Origin of the sequence: Streptococcus mitis, assembly GCF_001579045.1 — a bacterium.
GTDB lineage: Bacteria > Bacillota > Bacilli > Lactobacillales > Streptococcaceae > Streptococcus > Streptococcus mitis_D.
The window spans coordinates 382,904-398,009 of record NZ_KQ970261.1; the positions used below are offsets into that span (position 1 = coordinate 382,904).

Genomic DNA, 15,106 nt, shown 5'->3' on the forward strand with positions numbered 1-15,106 from the left:
CCTAGGCAGATTTATCTTTTTCCACAGAGTTGTAGGCATGTTCAATTAATCAAGATATTTTGGACGGTTCGGCTTGCCGAACATTTCTGTAGAAAAATAGGAAGGTGACGCCACACTCGATGAGTGCTAGGAAGCTTATCTTTTTTCCTAAAAAATGAGGCCAAAATTCAATTAAGTATCTTTTTGATATTTCCCTGAAATAGTGCGGTCGGGAGGTAAAATTATCCAGTGGATGATTTTAGAAATCCAATGGAATTTCAATGGTAATTTTTAATTACTTCGCCTTTTCATTTCTATGCTCAGGCTAAAATAGTTTCCCGAACTATTTTACTCTCAAAAATCCCGTCTTAGATAATAATATTGTTATCATCTAGGATACCACGATAGCGTGAAATATCTTTTAAATACTCACTCCGTTCGTGTTTTTTGAGACACACATTATCAGATTTTGTTTAAAAAATAATCAACTTTAACCAAACTTCTACAACTTAAATACCCTCATCTTTGTATCAAGTACGTACAGAGTCTATTTTATCATATTTTTCTTAAAAAGTACGGTCTTTACCATTAAAAAGGAACCATTCCCCTCACCTGAGAAGAATGGTTTGCTTTTTATTACCCTAAGGACTGATGATTAAACAAGGCATGTGTTGCTTGGTGGATGTATTTTGCTGTTTCAGCATTGTTCATGGTGTAGAGATGCACACCGGCAACATCCTGAGTTACCAAGTCCACAATTTGGTCCACTGCATAGGCAAGTCCTGCTGCTCTGAGCGACTCAGGGTCATGCTCATACTTGTCTAAGATGGCTTTAAATTTGCGTGGAAGGTGAATATTCTCACAAGTCTTCAAGAGGCGAAGAGCCTGATTTCGATTCAGAATTGGCATAATCCCTGCATGAATGGGAACATCAATCCCAGCCAAGATGCACTTGTCTTGGAAATCATAGAAGCGCTCATTGTCAAAGAAAAGCTGAGTTACAAGGCTCGAACAGCCTGCATCCACTTTCTTCTTAAGATTTTGAATATCTGAAATCTGATTTGATGAATCTGGATGGCCTTCTGGATAACAAGCACCAACAATATCAAAGTGAGGGGCTTGTTCCTTGATGAACTCGATCAAGTCAGTTGCGTAGCGGAAATCCTTTTGTGGTTCCACATCAGGAATAATATCCCCACGAAGAGCCAAGATTTTCTGCACCCCAACCTTGTCCAAGTCTGCAATAGTTTCAGCAACTTTATCCTTGGTCAAATAGATGGCTGGCAAGTGAGCAATAGTAGGAATCGCCAAGTCATTTTGAATAAAGTCAGCCAAACGAACCGTCGTTTCCTTGATATTAAATTTATTATTGCTGGCAGTTACACTGATAAAGTGGGGAGCCAACTCCTGCATATCTTGAAGAGCAGAAATAATTTTATCATTACCCACGGCTGGGTTGGGAGGGAACACTTCAAATGAGAGTGACGGTGTTTGGCGTGACATAGTCATTATCCTTTTCTAGTTGATTTTTTTCGTTAGCTGGACTCTTAGAACCCAAGTGAAACAGGCAGAATGACCAAACAGCGCTTCTTGAGAAATCCTTATCTTACAATTTCTCACGCGCAGCTTTAGCTGCTTCCACAAGGCGGATCAAGCTTTCTTTTGTTTCTGGAATACCGCGTGTTTTCAAACCACAGTCAGGGTTGATCCAAACTTTCTTGCTTGGCACTTTAGCAAGGATGGCTTCTATTGTATTGTCGATTTCGCCTTCATTTGGCACACGAGGTGAGTGGATATCGTAAACCCCAGGTCCCACTTCTGTTTGGAAGTTTTTCGCTTTGAGTTCGTCCAAGATTTCAAGGTTTGAACGGCTAGCTTCAAAGGAAATAACATCTGCATCCATGTTGTCGATAGCTGGGATGATATCTGTAAATTCTGAGTAACACATGTGAGTGTGGATTTGTGTGTCTGGCGCTACTGTTGAGTGTACCAAGCGGAAGGCAGGAATTGCCCAGTCAAGGTAGTCTTCGTACCAGTCGCTACGACGGAGCGGCAATTTCTCACGAAGAGCTGCCTCGTCGATTTGGATGATTTTCACACCAGCAGCTTCAAGGTCAAGCACTTCATCCTTGATAGCAAGGGCGATTTGAAGAGTAGAATCCTTGATAGAGATGTCTTCACGTGGGAATGACCAGTTGAGGATGGTAACAGGTCCAGTCAACATACCTTTAACAGGTTTGTTTGTACGACTTTGTGCATAGCTAGACCATTTAACAGTGATTGGGTTAAGACGAGTGACATCACCCCAGATGATTGGTGGTTTAACTCCACGCATACCGTATGATTGTACCCAACCATTTTTAGAGAAGAGGTAACCTGACAAGTTTTGACCGAAGTACTCAACCATGTCATTACGCTCAAATTCACCGTGAACAAGGACATCAAAGTCGATATCTTCTTGCCATTTAATCCATTCATCGATCGTTTCAGCAAGGAAAGCGTCGTACTCTTCTTGAGACAATTCACCTTTACGGTAAGCCAAACGCTTCGCACGAACTTCTTTTGTTTGAGGGAATGAACCGATAGTTGTTGTTGGAAGAGCTGGAAGTTTGAAAGCTTCTTCTTGGATGGCTTCACGTTCTGCAAAGGCTGGCAAACGAGTGTAGTCAGCATCTGTCAATCCAGCGATACGCGCACGAAGTTCCGCATTTTCACCAACACGCTCAGTCGCAAAAAGTTCTTTGTTAGCTGCAAGAGCTTCTTCACCTTGACCATTGCGGATAGCATCCAAATCACGAATCTCATCTAATTTTTCAACTGCAAAGGCAAAGTGGTTCAAGATAGCTGGTTCAAATTCTTCATTAGCTGTTGTAAATGGCACATGAAGAAGTGAGCATGAGCTTGTCAATACAATATTTTCGGCTGGGATTTGTTCAAGAATAGCCAAGCTCTTTTCGTAGTTGTTACGCCAGATGTTTTTACCATTGACAATACCTGCGTAGAGAGTCTTGTCAGCTGGGAAACCACCTTTAACAAGTTCAAGAGTTTTCTTACCTTCAACGAAATCCAAACCGATGGCATCAACAGGCAAGTTTACAAGGTCAGAGTATACATCACGAACGTCTCCGAAGTAAGTTTGAAGCAAGACTTCAAGACCTTTTTTGTCAGCCAAAAGTTTGTTGTAGAGGTTCAAGAAGAGAGCTTTTTCTTCAGCTGTCAAGTCTTTAACAAGAGCAGCTTCGTCGAGTTGAATACGAGTCGCACCAAGTTCTGCCAATTTTGCAAAAACTTCTTGGTAAGCAGCTACTAAGCTGTCTACGAAGTCTTCTGCTTTCACGCCTTCTTCAAAATCTGACAATTGAAGGAAAGTGAATGGACCTACAAGAACTGGACGAGTGTTCAATCCAAGCTCTTTGGCTTCTTGGAACTCATCGAAAATTTTGTGACCTGCAAGTTTAACTTGAGTATCTTTTTCAAATTTAGGAACGATGTAATGGTAATTAGTGTTGAACCATTTCTTCATTGGAAGGGCGCGAACATCCCCTTTTTCTCCTTGGTAACCACGACCCAAAGCGAAGTAGCGCTCAAGGTCAGACAAGTCCAAGTTTTGAACTGAAGCAGGTACCACGTTGAAAAGGAAAGCCGCATCTAGGAAGTTGTCATAGTGAGAAAAGTCATTTGATGGAATTTCAGTAATGCCTTTTTCTTTGACAATGTTCCAGTGTTTAGCACGCAAGTCTTTTGCGGCTGCAAGGAGTTCTTCTTCTGAGATTTCTTTTCTAAAGTATTTTTCAGTTGTAAATTTTAATTCGCGGAATTCGCCCAAACGAGGGAAACCGATGATTGTAGTTGACATGATGTGTCCTCCAAAATTTGTTGTTGAAACTATCTTAACAGAAAAGAAAGCGTCTGTATAATTGTAAAAAATTAGGCTTTGATATAGTTTGAAACTATATCTCTGTTTTAAACAAAAGAAAAAGACCTGAGAAAAATGCCTCAAATCCTTTGTATAGCTTGTTTTATAGCTTTATTTCAGTTAGACGGTTCAAACGCGTTATTAGTAATTCTTATAAGTGACTATGGCTTGTTATTAGAAAAGACTATAGGTTAGTTTTCTTTTGTAATTCTGATATTTCCCTGAAAAGTGCGGACGGGAGGTAAAATTATCCAGTGGATGATTTTAGCCAACCAAGTAATTTCATCCCTATCAACTCTTTCTCTGTTCAAGTGGGACGACTGCTAGTGTCTTTCCTAAACTGGCTAGGACTTTTAAGACTGTGTCCAACCGAGGACTTGTCTTTCCTGTTTCCATCCTAGCTATGACAGGCTGGCTTACTCCACTGAGTTCTTCTAGCTTTTTCTGACTGATTCCTTGTTCATGCCTAGCTTCAATCAGCTCACTCATAATAGCCACTCGCATATCACTTTCAAGGATTTCCTCCTTGCTAAAGATCTCAGACCGGACATCCTTCCAGTTACTTCCAATAGCACTATTCTTCATCACTTAACCCTCTTTCTTTTAAGTCCTTCAGTTCACGCTTGGCTTTTTCAATGATTATAACTCAAAAGTTATTAGAAGTAAATCCTAACATTTATAAAAAAGAAGACCTTAGAAAAATTGCAAAGGTCTCATCTTTATTATTCGAAAAAAATTACGGGAAGAGTTATAACTTGAAGACAATCCTTACTATTATTCCAGCTCTATCCCCTTATCTCGGAGATTATCCAGACACTCCTTATAATAGGCATCGTCATGTTCGCTATAGATAGGACTAGTCAACTTTTCCTCTGCTAAATATTGATAAGGAGGGCAAGTCTTACCTCGGTAGTTCTTGTCCAGCCACTCTGAACTAACATTGTAGCCACGTTCAGCCATCTCCTCCATTATCAAGCGATGATAGGCATAGAGACGATAGGGCGAGTGGGTAAAGACATAGTCAACCGTCGCATGCTTTCTGCCCCAGCCATTGCCACGCAGGGCGCAACACTCTCGATGTTGCCCCAAGAGTTGAGGACGGGGAAGTTGTGAAATCAAAGCCTCATGCCAAAGTCTCACGGGAGTCTCCTTTCAGTAATGTCGAATGTTGCAAGTAGGTATTTGGATAGCGTTCAAGCAAATCTCGAGTCTTGGCGACCAAGTCTTCCTTGGAAGCATGACCATAGCGGTAGCAATCCAGCAAGAGCATATAGTCCTTGCGCTCGGCATCTGTCGCTTTCTTTTTAAAATAGCCCCAAATATGCTGAAAGGCATTGCAAACCTGACCTCTGTGTTCTGGAATCTGGCAGGCACGATCAATCATCTCTTGAACCTGACTCACTTCCACCTGTTCATTCTTCAAGTGTTGGCGAATCTCATTGTAAATATTGCTGGAATGGCTCAAAACAAGGTATTTATTTTCCGCCCAGAGTCGCTGACAAAGGGCACGTTGGTTGTTATTTTCCATATTTCTCCTTACTTTCTACTAGTTCCCCGGAAATATGGAATCAAAGTTATATCTTAAAAATGAGCGAATTATGAGCGAATAAATAGTATTTTTTGTAGAGCCTGATTTTTCTAATAAATATTAGTCAACAATCCTTAAATACCTGAATAAGTCTCTACTAACAACTGAATCTTACGTAAAACTTCTTGCTTTTTCCGTTCACGCGCTCCCTGTCTACGAGAAGTGGGTGGAATAATAGAATCTAAATCAGTCCCACTGTTTTCAGCATAACCTCGTTGAATTGATTTGTCTATGAATAATTGGTAATCAGCTACAAGTTTCTCAGAATCAGCTAGGTCATGGATTGCGATTTTCTTGCGCTCCTTGCCATATTCATAGAAAGCATTGATAATCCCATCATGGTCTTTCAATTTTTGCAAATCAGTGTCATTGATAAACCCGATAACCAACTCTTCTTTGGCACGAATATCGATACTAGAACGAATTACACGACTAACTTCTGCTTTCATTACTTCTTTAGACTCAGAATTCTTCGATTTTTCAACAATCAATGCAAGAATGTAGTCCAGGTTAATCTCATCTGTTTTTAGGAGTTCAATCTCAAATTCGACATCTGAAAGATCAATATCCAAGTCCTTGGCCTTTTCATAGTTCTTAAGATTCAAAAATTCATCTCGAATTTCCACATAAGTGCTTCTTAAATCCTGAAGATAACCTTCTGAAATAGGTTTGTCGATTTCTTGAAATTCGTCATAATTTCGAAGAACATTATCAAGCTTCAACAACTCACCAAATAACTTAACAAACTCCTTCTTATCATGCTCTGTTTCAATTTCTTGCGGATTCGGGAATCTTTCCAGAATTTCCTGACAAACCGCAGTATATCCTTTGACCTCGATACCCGTTACTTGATCCACGAAACCATCCATATATTCGCTAAAGCTTTTTTCTAAGATGATTTCAAGCTTATTGGTGTCTCCAAAAGTCTTAATAGCTTCTTGCGTAGCCTTTTCTAAATCACGGAAACAAACAATATTCCCAAAAGGTTTAACCTTGTTAAAAATCCGATTGGTTCTCGAGAAGGCCTGAATCAAACCATGATAACGTAGATTTTTATCGACAAAGAGTGTATTCATAGTCGGGGCATCAAATCCCGTTAAGAACATACCGACCACAATCAGCAAATCCACTTCCTTGGATTTAACGCGTTTGGAAAGGTCACGATAGTAATTTTGAAACTCCTTCCCATCAGCTGAGAAGTTGGTCTTAAACATGTGATTATAATCATCAATCGCTCTAGAAAGAAACTCTTTAGAAGATAGAGGCATGGCTGTATCTTGAGGTTCTATCTCTTCATCTTGAATTTCTCCATAAGCTGACTGTTCTTCGTTAGGTGCAAAGCTAAAGATAGTCGCAACTTTTAAACGCTTAGCCTCTGGTAAAGCTGCTTGCTGTCGCTGGAGTTCTTCATAGTATAATTTTGCTGCTTCAATACTTTGTACAGCTAGCATAGCATTAAATCCAGACAATTGTTTTTGTTTATGAGTATAGTGTTGATTTCGGTGTGTTTTTGTATTATACACACGAAGTAAGTATTCTGTGATGGTTGCTATCCGTTCTGGATGTAAAAGTAGCTCCTTCTCCATCTTTTTGAGTTTCTTCTCATCAATCTCTCGGCCAACTGCTTTTTCAGCTTCTCTATACTTATTGATTTCAGGCTTGATATAGTTGTAATCAACCTTGAACTTCAAGACTTTTTTATCTCGAATAGCATCCGTGATAACGTAGTTATGAAGTTGCTCTCCAAAAACTTCTTGCGTTGTTTCACCCGTCAAGCTATTTTCTGGGAAAATCGGTGTCCCTGTAAAACCAAATAGAGCGTACTGTTTAAATGCCTTCTTAATGCGCTTTTGAGCCTTCCCAAACTGAGAACGATGACACTCGTCAAAAATCAAGACACATTTCTTAGCATAGACTTCATGATTAGGATTCGCAGTGATAAACTTATTTAACTTTTGAATAGTTGTGACAACGATTCGATCATCATTTTCTTCGATACTGCGTTGTAGTTCTTTTGTATTGTTACTACCATTGACTGAATTTGGTTGGAATTTTTGATATTCCTTCATAGTTTGATAGTCTAAGTCTTTTCTATCTACAACGAATATCACTTTGTCAATGTAGTCCAACTCTGTCGCTAGGCGCGCAGTCTTAAAACTGGTCAAGGTTTTCCCTGACCCTGTCGTATGCCAGATATAACCACAAGCATTGATGGTTCCAAAATTCTTCATTTCATTGGAAGAATGAATCTTGCGCAATATACTTTCAGTTGCTGCTATCTGATAAGGACGCATGATGAGCAAGGTATTATCCACATCAAAAACACAATACTTGGTCAAAACTTCCAAGAGGACACGCTTGCTTAAGAAAGTAACAGTAAAATCTTCCAATTCGTGAATAGTCTTGTTCTTACGGTCTGCCCACTCACAGGTAAACTCATAGTGATTTTTATTCTGAGCTGTTGTATTTGCAAAGTAGCGTGTATAAGTGCCATTCGAAATCACAAAAATCTGAACATACTTATACAAAGAATTTTCGCTGTTAAAGCTTTCCTTACTATAACGGTGAACCTGATTAAAGGCTTCTTGTAGACTAACTCCACGCTTCTTCAATTCAATCTGAACTAGCGGAAGTCCATTGACTAAAATGGTCACATCATAACGGTTTGTATGACTCCCCACTTGCGTCACTTGGTTGATGACCTGCATACTGTTGTTGTGAATGTTTTTCTTGTCAAGGATGAAAATATTTTTAATCCGTCCATCATCAAAAACAAAGTCATAGATATGATTTTCTTGGATTTTTCGTGTTTTTTCAATCAAACCTTCATTGGGACAATCTAAATACTCGACTACAAAACGTTGCCATTCAGCATCCGTAAACGTAACCTTATTAAGCTTTTCAATTTGGACCTTTGCGTTCGCTAAAAGCTTCGCAGGTGTATGGATATCCAATCGTTCATAATTGAGACCATTGACTAAATCCATAAGCAATTGTCTTTCCAAATCTGCCTCAGACTGAAATTCTCTATCTGTGCGATACTCTGGTTGATACTCAGCCAAGAGAATCCCTTCATTTGTTTCCGCAATTACTTCATGTACTTTTGAATAATCAACCATAGTATGCTTCCTTTTATTGTATTAATTGAGATTCTTTCTCAAAATGATTCAAGAATTTATCTAGTAAAGTTTAATAATTGTTCTCTCCAGTATTCATACTGTTTCTGTCTTAGTTCGATTTCTTTTGGAAGACCTTCAGAAAGAGAGTTGGTTAGGGTGTTAAAATTGTCAAGAATGGAGACGATTCTCTCTTGCTCGGAAAGGGATGGGAGAATAAAGCTATACTGCATAATCGCTGCTTTATCTCCACGAGGCATCTTTGAACCTTTTGCATACTGCATATCATAGGAAAAGAAACGATCGTCTGATAAAACATAATAAAGATACTGACTTTCCAAACAAGAAGGAAATAAATTTTGAATAACCAGCACATCTCCATTGGTTCCACCAGATTGATTAGCATACCATATTTTCTTAAGGTAAGGTCTAATATTCCCAATCAAAATATCATCTTGGTCATAACCTGTAAAACTTCCTTGCTCAGGTAAATAAGTGGCGACTGTTTTCCCATTTCTATCTTGCAACAAATTATCCACCCCAACATAATTCTCCGAAGTCAATTTCGTAGCCTCTATCCTAGCTTTGCTATAACGTGCCATAGCACCCAACTTCACTCGAATTGAACCAAATACCCACTGTAAAAGCTTGATAATAGCGGAGTTGTCCCACTCCTCTACTCTACTCTACTCTCAGTGTACTCGCCTTCGGCGACGAATGTCAAGAGTTTTTCTCGAAAATATTCGTACTGTTTTTGGCGTAGTTCAATCTCCTTGGGAAGTCCGATGTTGAGGTCATTACAAACCTTGTCAAAGTTGTCCAAAACTTGAACAATACGTGACTGGATTTCAAGGGAAGGGACGGGAATTTTATACTTCTTTACCAAAGCATCAGAAATTGCTGGATAACTTGCTCCACTCTGATTTTCTTCCAAGTATTTATAAAAATCACTTGATGAAAATATATGATATACGTAGTTAGGTAAAACCTCACCATTTGTTCTAAAAACATAAAATCCTGTACTACAAATCTGGTCATTGTAGTCATCTGTAATTTTAGTAAAACGTTTCAAAGTTGGCCTTGTCGTACCTAAGATAATATCATTTGATTTGACAATCTTTTGAGCTCTACTTGGAGCAGTTGATTTAGTTATTGATGTAGTCTCAGTAATCTTATTAGAAACTCTATCTACTGACGATAAATCTATATATTTAAATTTTTCATCATCTCCAATTTTATTCCAAGAAATATTACTTGTTCTTTCAGAAACTGCATCAAGTGTCTTCCACTCAACCTGATAAACCTCATCCTCAAATGATAACAGTTTATCTCTATAAAAAGAATATTGCTTTTTACGTGAGGTCAATTCTGTAACATAATCCGTGAATTTGTCAAGTGTTTGCACTATTTTTTCTTGAATTTCCAGAGGAGGGATGGGGATTTTGATTTTTTTCATTTCAGCCATTGAAACACTTTTAACTGTTCCTCCTGCTTTTCGTCCTTCTATATCCTTTCTAATCTTTTCGGACTCAAACAAATACATCAAAAATTTAGAACATATCTGCTCTTTTTTAGGTTTAATAGCATAGACTCCTTCTTTTATATTCCAATTAGTTGGAGTTTTTTCAATTATGGCAACATTTCCTATTGTCCCAGTACCCGTAAAAAGAACATCTCCAATTTCAAGATTAGATCGATTCTGACATAACATCAATCCATCATTATTTATTAAATCTGTTTTTTCAGATGGAACAATTTTATGTCCTCTTATTTCTCGTACAGTAATATAATAATTCGAAGCGTCAGAAGTATTTAATTGAAAAAATTTACGAGGATTTAAACCTGTTTTTATGGAATGTGCCACTTTCCCCAACTCTTTCCACTCAACGGGACAGTTCTGGATTTCTTCTAGGATATTCATCAGTTACCTCCTTCCTTGGCTAGATTTTCAATGTTTTTAATTTCCTTGAGGTAATCTTTTTCAACTTGACTGAGGGTCTTGGTTTGATAGCTCTTATATTCCTTATCTACCTTCTGCTTCATATGTTCACGAGAGATAGAACCACTATTGTCCAGCAAGTCTTCTCCAGTAGCCTGAAGGATACGATCTACGTGTGTTACCCAGTCAGCCATAGTCATGACTTCTTCTCGCTCTGCCTGTCTTTCAGCAAAGTCTAGGTATCCTGATACAAGCTGATTAAGTCCACGGAGTTCCTTTTCTGTCAGATAGTTCTTGGCAACTTTTGCTTCGGATAAAGTAGGAAGGTCTCCCTTAAAAGTAGTCAAGCCCATAAACTCCTTTTCACTATCAACACGATTGTAGATGAGTTCGCTCGCAGTATTGTGGTGAATGGCATAATGCATCTTGTTTTGAACCGTCGCAAAGAATTTCTTTGCCTCTGTTGAATTTGCATTGTAGTCACTAGATGTTGCGAAAAGATCTAAAACCTGACGGTAAAAGACTTTTTCACTTGAGCGGATATCTCGGATTCTTTCAAGAAGTTCTTTAAAGTAAGAGCCTCCACCCAAGTTTTTCAGACGCTCATCATCCATGGCAAAGCCCTTAATCAGATACTCTTTCAAGACTGTCGAAGCGTAGAGTCTGAACTGAATGCCACGAGGAGATCGAACTCGATAACCAATCGCCAAAATCATATCGAGATTATAGTAGGCGACATTTCGCTGAACACTTCTATTCCCCTCATTTTGAACTGTCAACTTATAGTTGACAGTTGCCTCTTCCGATAATTCTCCATCTTCAAAAATAGCCTTGATATGTTTACTAATATTTTGCTTGGAAGTTTGAAAGAGCTCAGCTAGTTCTTGTTGGGTCAGCCAAACCGTTCCATTATCCAAGTGGAGTTCAATAGCAGACTCCCCGTCATCAGTTCTATAGAGAATTACATCATTTGCCATGGCTCAATTCCTCTACAATCTTGTCTATTTCTACACGCAAATGGTCAATCTTAGCTACAGTTTCTGCAATTTCTTGATTGAGCACATCTATATCAATCTTCTCACGTGTATCTTCTTGTTCGACATAGGTTGAAACAGATAGGTTATAATCCTGCTCTGAACCAATCACATCATTATCAACAAGAGCAGATTTATAGTCAACATTTTGATAATTAGAGAATAATTCAACTATATGTTCGATATTGCTATCCGTCAAAACATTGTTGTTAGTCTCTTTTTTGAATTCTTTACTTGCATCAATAAAGAGTGTTTTATTTTCAAGTTTATTCTTCGCCAGAACTAAAATTGTAGTTGCGATAGAAGTTCCAAAGAAGAGATTGTCTGGAAGGGAAATAACCGCTTCAACAAAGTTGTTATCTACTAGATACTGACGAATGGTCTTTTCAGCTCCTCCACGATAGAAAATACCTGGAAAACATACAATAGCTGCTCGACCTTTATTGGACAAGTGATTGAGACTATGCATGATAAAGGCAAAGTCAGCTTTTGACTTAGGAGCTAGCTTACCAGCTGGCGCAAAACGGTCATCATTTATCAGAGTTGGGTCTCCATCTCCCACCCATTTGACAGAATACGGAGGGTTAGAAACGATAGCATCAAATGGCTTTTCTTCTAAATGCTGAGGATTTAAAAGGGTATCTCCTCGCTTAATATCAAAGTTATTGTAGTTGATATTGTGCAAGAACATATTCATACGAGCCAAGTTATAGTTGGTCATGTTAATTTCTTGACCAAAGAATCCATCCTCTAGAATATGGTCTTCATATTGTTTTTTCATTTGAAGAAGGAGTGACCCTGAGCCACATGTCGGGTCATAAACCTTGTTAATCTTGTCCTTGCCGACCATCACTAGGCGAGCTAGTAGTTTAGAGACTGTCTGAGGTGTGAAAAATTCACCCCCACTTTTTCCTGCATTACTTGCATAGTTGGAAATCAAAAACTCATAAGCATCGCCAAAGGCATCGATGTCATTTTCCTCAAAGTTACCAAAGTTAATGCTATTGATACCATTTAGAATGTCAGAAAGTCGTTTATTTTTTTCTGGAACAGTTCCACCAAGGATATTACTTCGTGTATCCAAGTTATCAAACAAACCTTTGATATCATCCTCTGATTTGAACCCAATCGCTGACTTCTCAATAGCTTGAAAAATGTTGGCCAAGTCTTCGTTTAAGTTTTCATTTTGCGAGGCATTCTCAATAACGTTTTCAAATAGTTGACTCGGAAGGATAAAAAATCCCTTATCCTCAACTGTCCCTGGTTTGAAATCTTGCTCAGCTTCTTGGTCGCTCAATTCAGCATAACGAAATTCTAAGTCGCCAGCTTCATGCTCAGCGCGGTCAAAATAATCGGCCATATGCTCTGAAATAAAGCGATAGAAAAGGATACCTAGGATATATTGCTTAAAATCCCAACCATCTACAGCACCACGAACATCGTCCGCAATCGCCCAAATTTTACGATGCAGCTCCTTGCGTTCTGTATTTTCTTTGCTTGCCATTTTTACTTTCCTTATTAAATAAATGTATTATCTCTTTATTTTATCATATTTTCACTACTAAAAATTAACTTTAGTATAACAGTTAAAATAAGCAATGAATTAGAAAAATTCCCAAATTTTAAAATCCTAATCTCTACGTCTATGTTCCCCATCTATTTTTTCTACAAACGTAAAGCCTTTTGATTTCAGCTGTTCAAGTTTTGGACGAATCTTTTCAATAACATCCTCCATATAATTTTCCAATTTATGTGGGGGTTCAAATTCATATCTAGCAATCCAAAGAATATAGGTCTTATTTGATGAAACAATATCAAAATCAAAATAATTATCATCACTAGAAAGAATGCTTTGAAATTTCCAAAATGACAAAAATTCTTTATCTCCAAAACAATCTATTGCATGCCATATACTACTATCCCAAGTCTTAAATTTCCCAAATTTATTAACCGCACTTAGATACGTCAATAGGAAGAAATCTTTTCTATTTAGCTTAGCAAAATTTTCATTATGAATCTCTAGTTTTGTATAGTGAAGTCCCAAATCATAGAAGCTAAGTACTCTATGCTTTTCCATAAAATAAATAATTTCAGATTTATCTAGACCCTCATTTTTAAGAATACTTTCCCAAAAATCTACAATTCTAACTATCGTTTCCTTACTTAACGGAGAATTTCTCTCATAACTAGGAATCTCTTCACTCAATTTTTCTTCGACAATATAGTTCATCGCTGGGCTATTAAACGATTTCATAGACTCTTGTATGGTAAGACGTAACAATCGTTCTTTTAGAGAATCTGAAAGAGACTTATATTCACTTGAGAGATATTGATAAAAATCTGTGTTGTAATTTGCCTCTCTTAACTCTCTTGATAACTCATCACCATTTATTTCAAGTAATGTATCAAATTCCTCTTTTGTACGATTTAGAGATTCTTCATAGAGGAAATAGGCTAATCTATTCTTCTTATAGCTTGGTGGATATTGGTTAAAATCTGACTGCTGAATATCGCACAATATTTCTTGTATGCTTCGCCCAAACTTGAACATCCATATAAAACTAGTTTTTTCATCATCCTTAACTTTTATTTCTTCATTCTTTAATAGTTGTTGGTATAATTCAGGATAAAAAAGATACGCATAGATAATCCAAAGTTGCTGTTCCTCTTGGACATGTCCCAACTTACCCCTTGAAAAAAATTCTTGATTAACATAATCATTAAAATGATTGCGATCTCGCAAGTTTCTGTTTTCAAAGCTAAACCTTCTCCAAAAATCATCTGACAAGCTCATATTGAGTTTCTTACTTAACAACTCAAAATAATCTTGCCAAATATTTGATGGATGAAGAACAAATGGTAGTTCTATCCGTCTATCAATAATTTTTGAAAGGAAATTATTGTCGTTAAGATGCATTTTCTCAATATCTCCAACAAAAATAATTGGAAGTTTGCCATTAAGCAAACTAAAAACTTTATAACTCTCCTCTTGTTGGTTGTTAGACATTCGATCAAAATCATCAATAACTAGAACGTTTCGAGTTATTGAAAAATACTTAAATGTTAGCAAATAACTGTAAAATCCATCAGATTTGATTTTGAAAAATTGATATATTGCTACTAGTAAGATAATACTACCAACTATTAATTTAACACCAAAAAATTCAAAAAAAGAACTTAAACCCAAATCAACTACATTTGTCATTAGGATTGATAATGCAACACATAAAACTATGAAAAACCTTAAAAACTTGTATTTCCACGGATGTAATTTTGAAAAAATAATTTCAATTGTTGAGCGGTTATCACTTAATCTCCAAAAGTCTATCGTAACTAATTTTTTATTAGTATTCTTACCAACTTCAACTAGAAATTCTGTTTTTCCAGAACCCCAGTTCCCATTTAGGAAATAAGTTTTATTTTCCTCAAGCAATTTAGCGACATTTTTAGCTGCTACAGAGGTATCAATGTGCTTTAATGTAATAAATCTATCATCCATAGTATCTCTTTCTAAAAATAAATTATTTTATAACC

The 15,106-nt window shown here is 37.4% G+C and carries 11 protein-coding genes; all 11 read right to left on the reverse strand.

Going from position 1 to position 15,106, the window contains the following annotated elements; translation table 11 throughout:
* Nucleotides 1-615: 615 nt before the first annotated feature.
* The 11 genes from metF to SMIDD28_RS01830 all read right to left on the reverse strand — a co-directional run bounded on the left by metF (nucleotide 616) and on the right by SMIDD28_RS01830 (nucleotide 15,071).
* The gene (gene metF, locus SMIDD28_RS01780) at nucleotides 616-1,482 is read right to left on the reverse strand and encodes a methylenetetrahydrofolate reductase [NAD(P)H] (protein WP_061424261.1); all 867 of its coding nucleotides are present in this window, start codon (nucleotides 1,480-1,482) and stop codon (nucleotides 616-618) included.
* A 103-nt stretch (nucleotides 1,483-1,585) separates the two neighbouring features.
* Nucleotides 1,586-3,835 carry a 5-methyltetrahydropteroyltriglutamate--homocysteine S-methyltransferase gene (gene metE / locus SMIDD28_RS01785; RefSeq protein WP_061424263.1) on the reverse strand — a complete coding sequence of 750 codons (2,250 nt, stop codon included), beginning with the start codon at nucleotides 3,833-3,835 and terminating at the stop codon, nucleotides 1,586-1,588.
* A gap of 351 nt (nucleotides 3,836-4,186) precedes the next feature.
* Nucleotides 4,187-4,480 carry a helix-turn-helix domain-containing protein gene (locus SMIDD28_RS01790; protein ID WP_061424265.1) on the reverse strand — a complete coding sequence of 98 codons (294 nt, stop codon included), beginning with the start codon at nucleotides 4,478-4,480 and terminating at the stop codon, nucleotides 4,187-4,189.
* A 189-nt stretch (nucleotides 4,481-4,669) separates the two neighbouring features.
* Nucleotides 4,670-5,035 (reverse strand): TIGR02328 family protein, encoded by a 366-nt coding sequence (locus SMIDD28_RS01795; protein ID WP_061424267.1) that lies wholly within the window; start codon nucleotides 5,033-5,035, stop codon nucleotides 4,670-4,672.
* Nucleotides 5,019-5,423, reverse strand: coding sequence for a YbgA family protein (locus SMIDD28_RS01800; protein WP_061424269.1), 405 nt, complete (start codon nucleotides 5,421-5,423; stop codon nucleotides 5,019-5,021). Before SMIDD28_RS01800 ends, SMIDD28_RS01795 begins: the two co-directional genes overlap by 17 nt.
* Nucleotides 5,424-5,557: 134 nt before the next feature.
* Nucleotides 5,558-8,602 (reverse strand): type I restriction endonuclease subunit R, encoded by a 3,045-nt coding sequence (locus SMIDD28_RS01805; RefSeq protein ID WP_061424271.1) that lies wholly within the window; start codon nucleotides 8,600-8,602, stop codon nucleotides 5,558-5,560.
* Between the two features lie 56 nt (nucleotides 8,603-8,658).
* Nucleotides 8,659-9,201: a restriction endonuclease subunit S gene (locus SMIDD28_RS01810; protein ID WP_080351997.1), complete on the reverse strand. Its 543-nt coding sequence runs from the start codon at nucleotides 9,199-9,201 to the stop codon at nucleotides 8,659-8,661.
* Nucleotides 9,202-9,275: 74 nt separating this feature from the next.
* Nucleotides 9,276-10,520: a restriction endonuclease subunit S gene (locus SMIDD28_RS01815; RefSeq protein WP_061424273.1), complete on the reverse strand. Its 1,245-nt coding sequence runs from the start codon at nucleotides 10,518-10,520 to the stop codon at nucleotides 9,276-9,278.
* The gene (locus tag SMIDD28_RS01820; RefSeq protein ID WP_061424275.1) at nucleotides 10,520-11,515 is read right to left on the reverse strand and encodes a virulence RhuM family protein; all 996 of its coding nucleotides are present in this window, start codon (nucleotides 11,513-11,515) and stop codon (nucleotides 10,520-10,522) included. Before SMIDD28_RS01820 ends, SMIDD28_RS01815 begins: the two co-directional genes overlap by 1 nt.
* On the reverse strand, nucleotides 11,505-13,076 hold the full coding sequence (locus SMIDD28_RS01825) for a type I restriction-modification system subunit M (protein ID WP_061424277.1): 1,572 nt from the start codon (nucleotides 13,074-13,076) through the stop codon (nucleotides 11,505-11,507). The genes SMIDD28_RS01820 and SMIDD28_RS01825 overlap by 11 nt, the downstream gene beginning before the upstream one ends.
* Nucleotides 13,077-13,202: 126 nt before the next feature.
* Nucleotides 13,203-15,071, reverse strand: coding sequence for a P-loop NTPase fold protein (locus SMIDD28_RS01830; protein ID WP_061424279.1), 1,869 nt, complete (start codon nucleotides 15,069-15,071; stop codon nucleotides 13,203-13,205).
* Between the last annotated feature and the right edge of the window lie 35 nt (nucleotides 15,072-15,106).

Coding starts and splice junctions, on each gene's coding strand:
- metF (WP_061424261.1), bottom strand. CDS start 1,482: ATGTCACGCCAAACACCGTCACTCTCATTTGAAGTGTTCCCTCCCAAC.
- SMIDD28_RS01830 (WP_061424279.1), bottom strand. CDS start 15,071: ATGGATGATAGATTTATTACATTAAAGCACATTGATACCTCTGTAGCA.
- metE (WP_061424263.1), bottom strand. CDS start 3,835: ATGTCAACTACAATCATCGGTTTCCCTCGTTTGGGCGAATTCCGCGAA.
- SMIDD28_RS01810 (WP_080351997.1), bottom strand. CDS start 9,201: ATGGCACGTTATAGCAAAGCTAGGATAGAGGCTACGAAATTGACTTCG.
- SMIDD28_RS01815 (WP_061424273.1), bottom strand. CDS start 10,520: ATGAATATCCTAGAAGAAATCCAGAACTGTCCCGTTGAGTGGAAAGAG.
- SMIDD28_RS01825 (WP_061424277.1), bottom strand. CDS start 13,076: ATGGCAAGCAAAGAAAATACAGAACGCAAGGAGCTGCATCGTAAAATT.
- SMIDD28_RS01805 (WP_061424271.1), bottom strand. CDS start 8,602: ATGGTTGATTATTCAAAAGTACATGAAGTAATTGCGGAAACAAATGAA.
- SMIDD28_RS01820 (WP_061424275.1), bottom strand. CDS start 11,515: ATGGCAAATGATGTAATTCTCTATAGAACTGATGACGGGGAGTCTGCT.
- SMIDD28_RS01800 (WP_061424269.1), bottom strand. CDS start 5,423: ATGGAAAATAACAACCAACGTGCCCTTTGTCAGCGACTCTGGGCGGAA.
- SMIDD28_RS01790 (WP_061424265.1), bottom strand. CDS start 4,480: ATGAAGAATAGTGCTATTGGAAGTAACTGGAAGGATGTCCGGTCTGAG.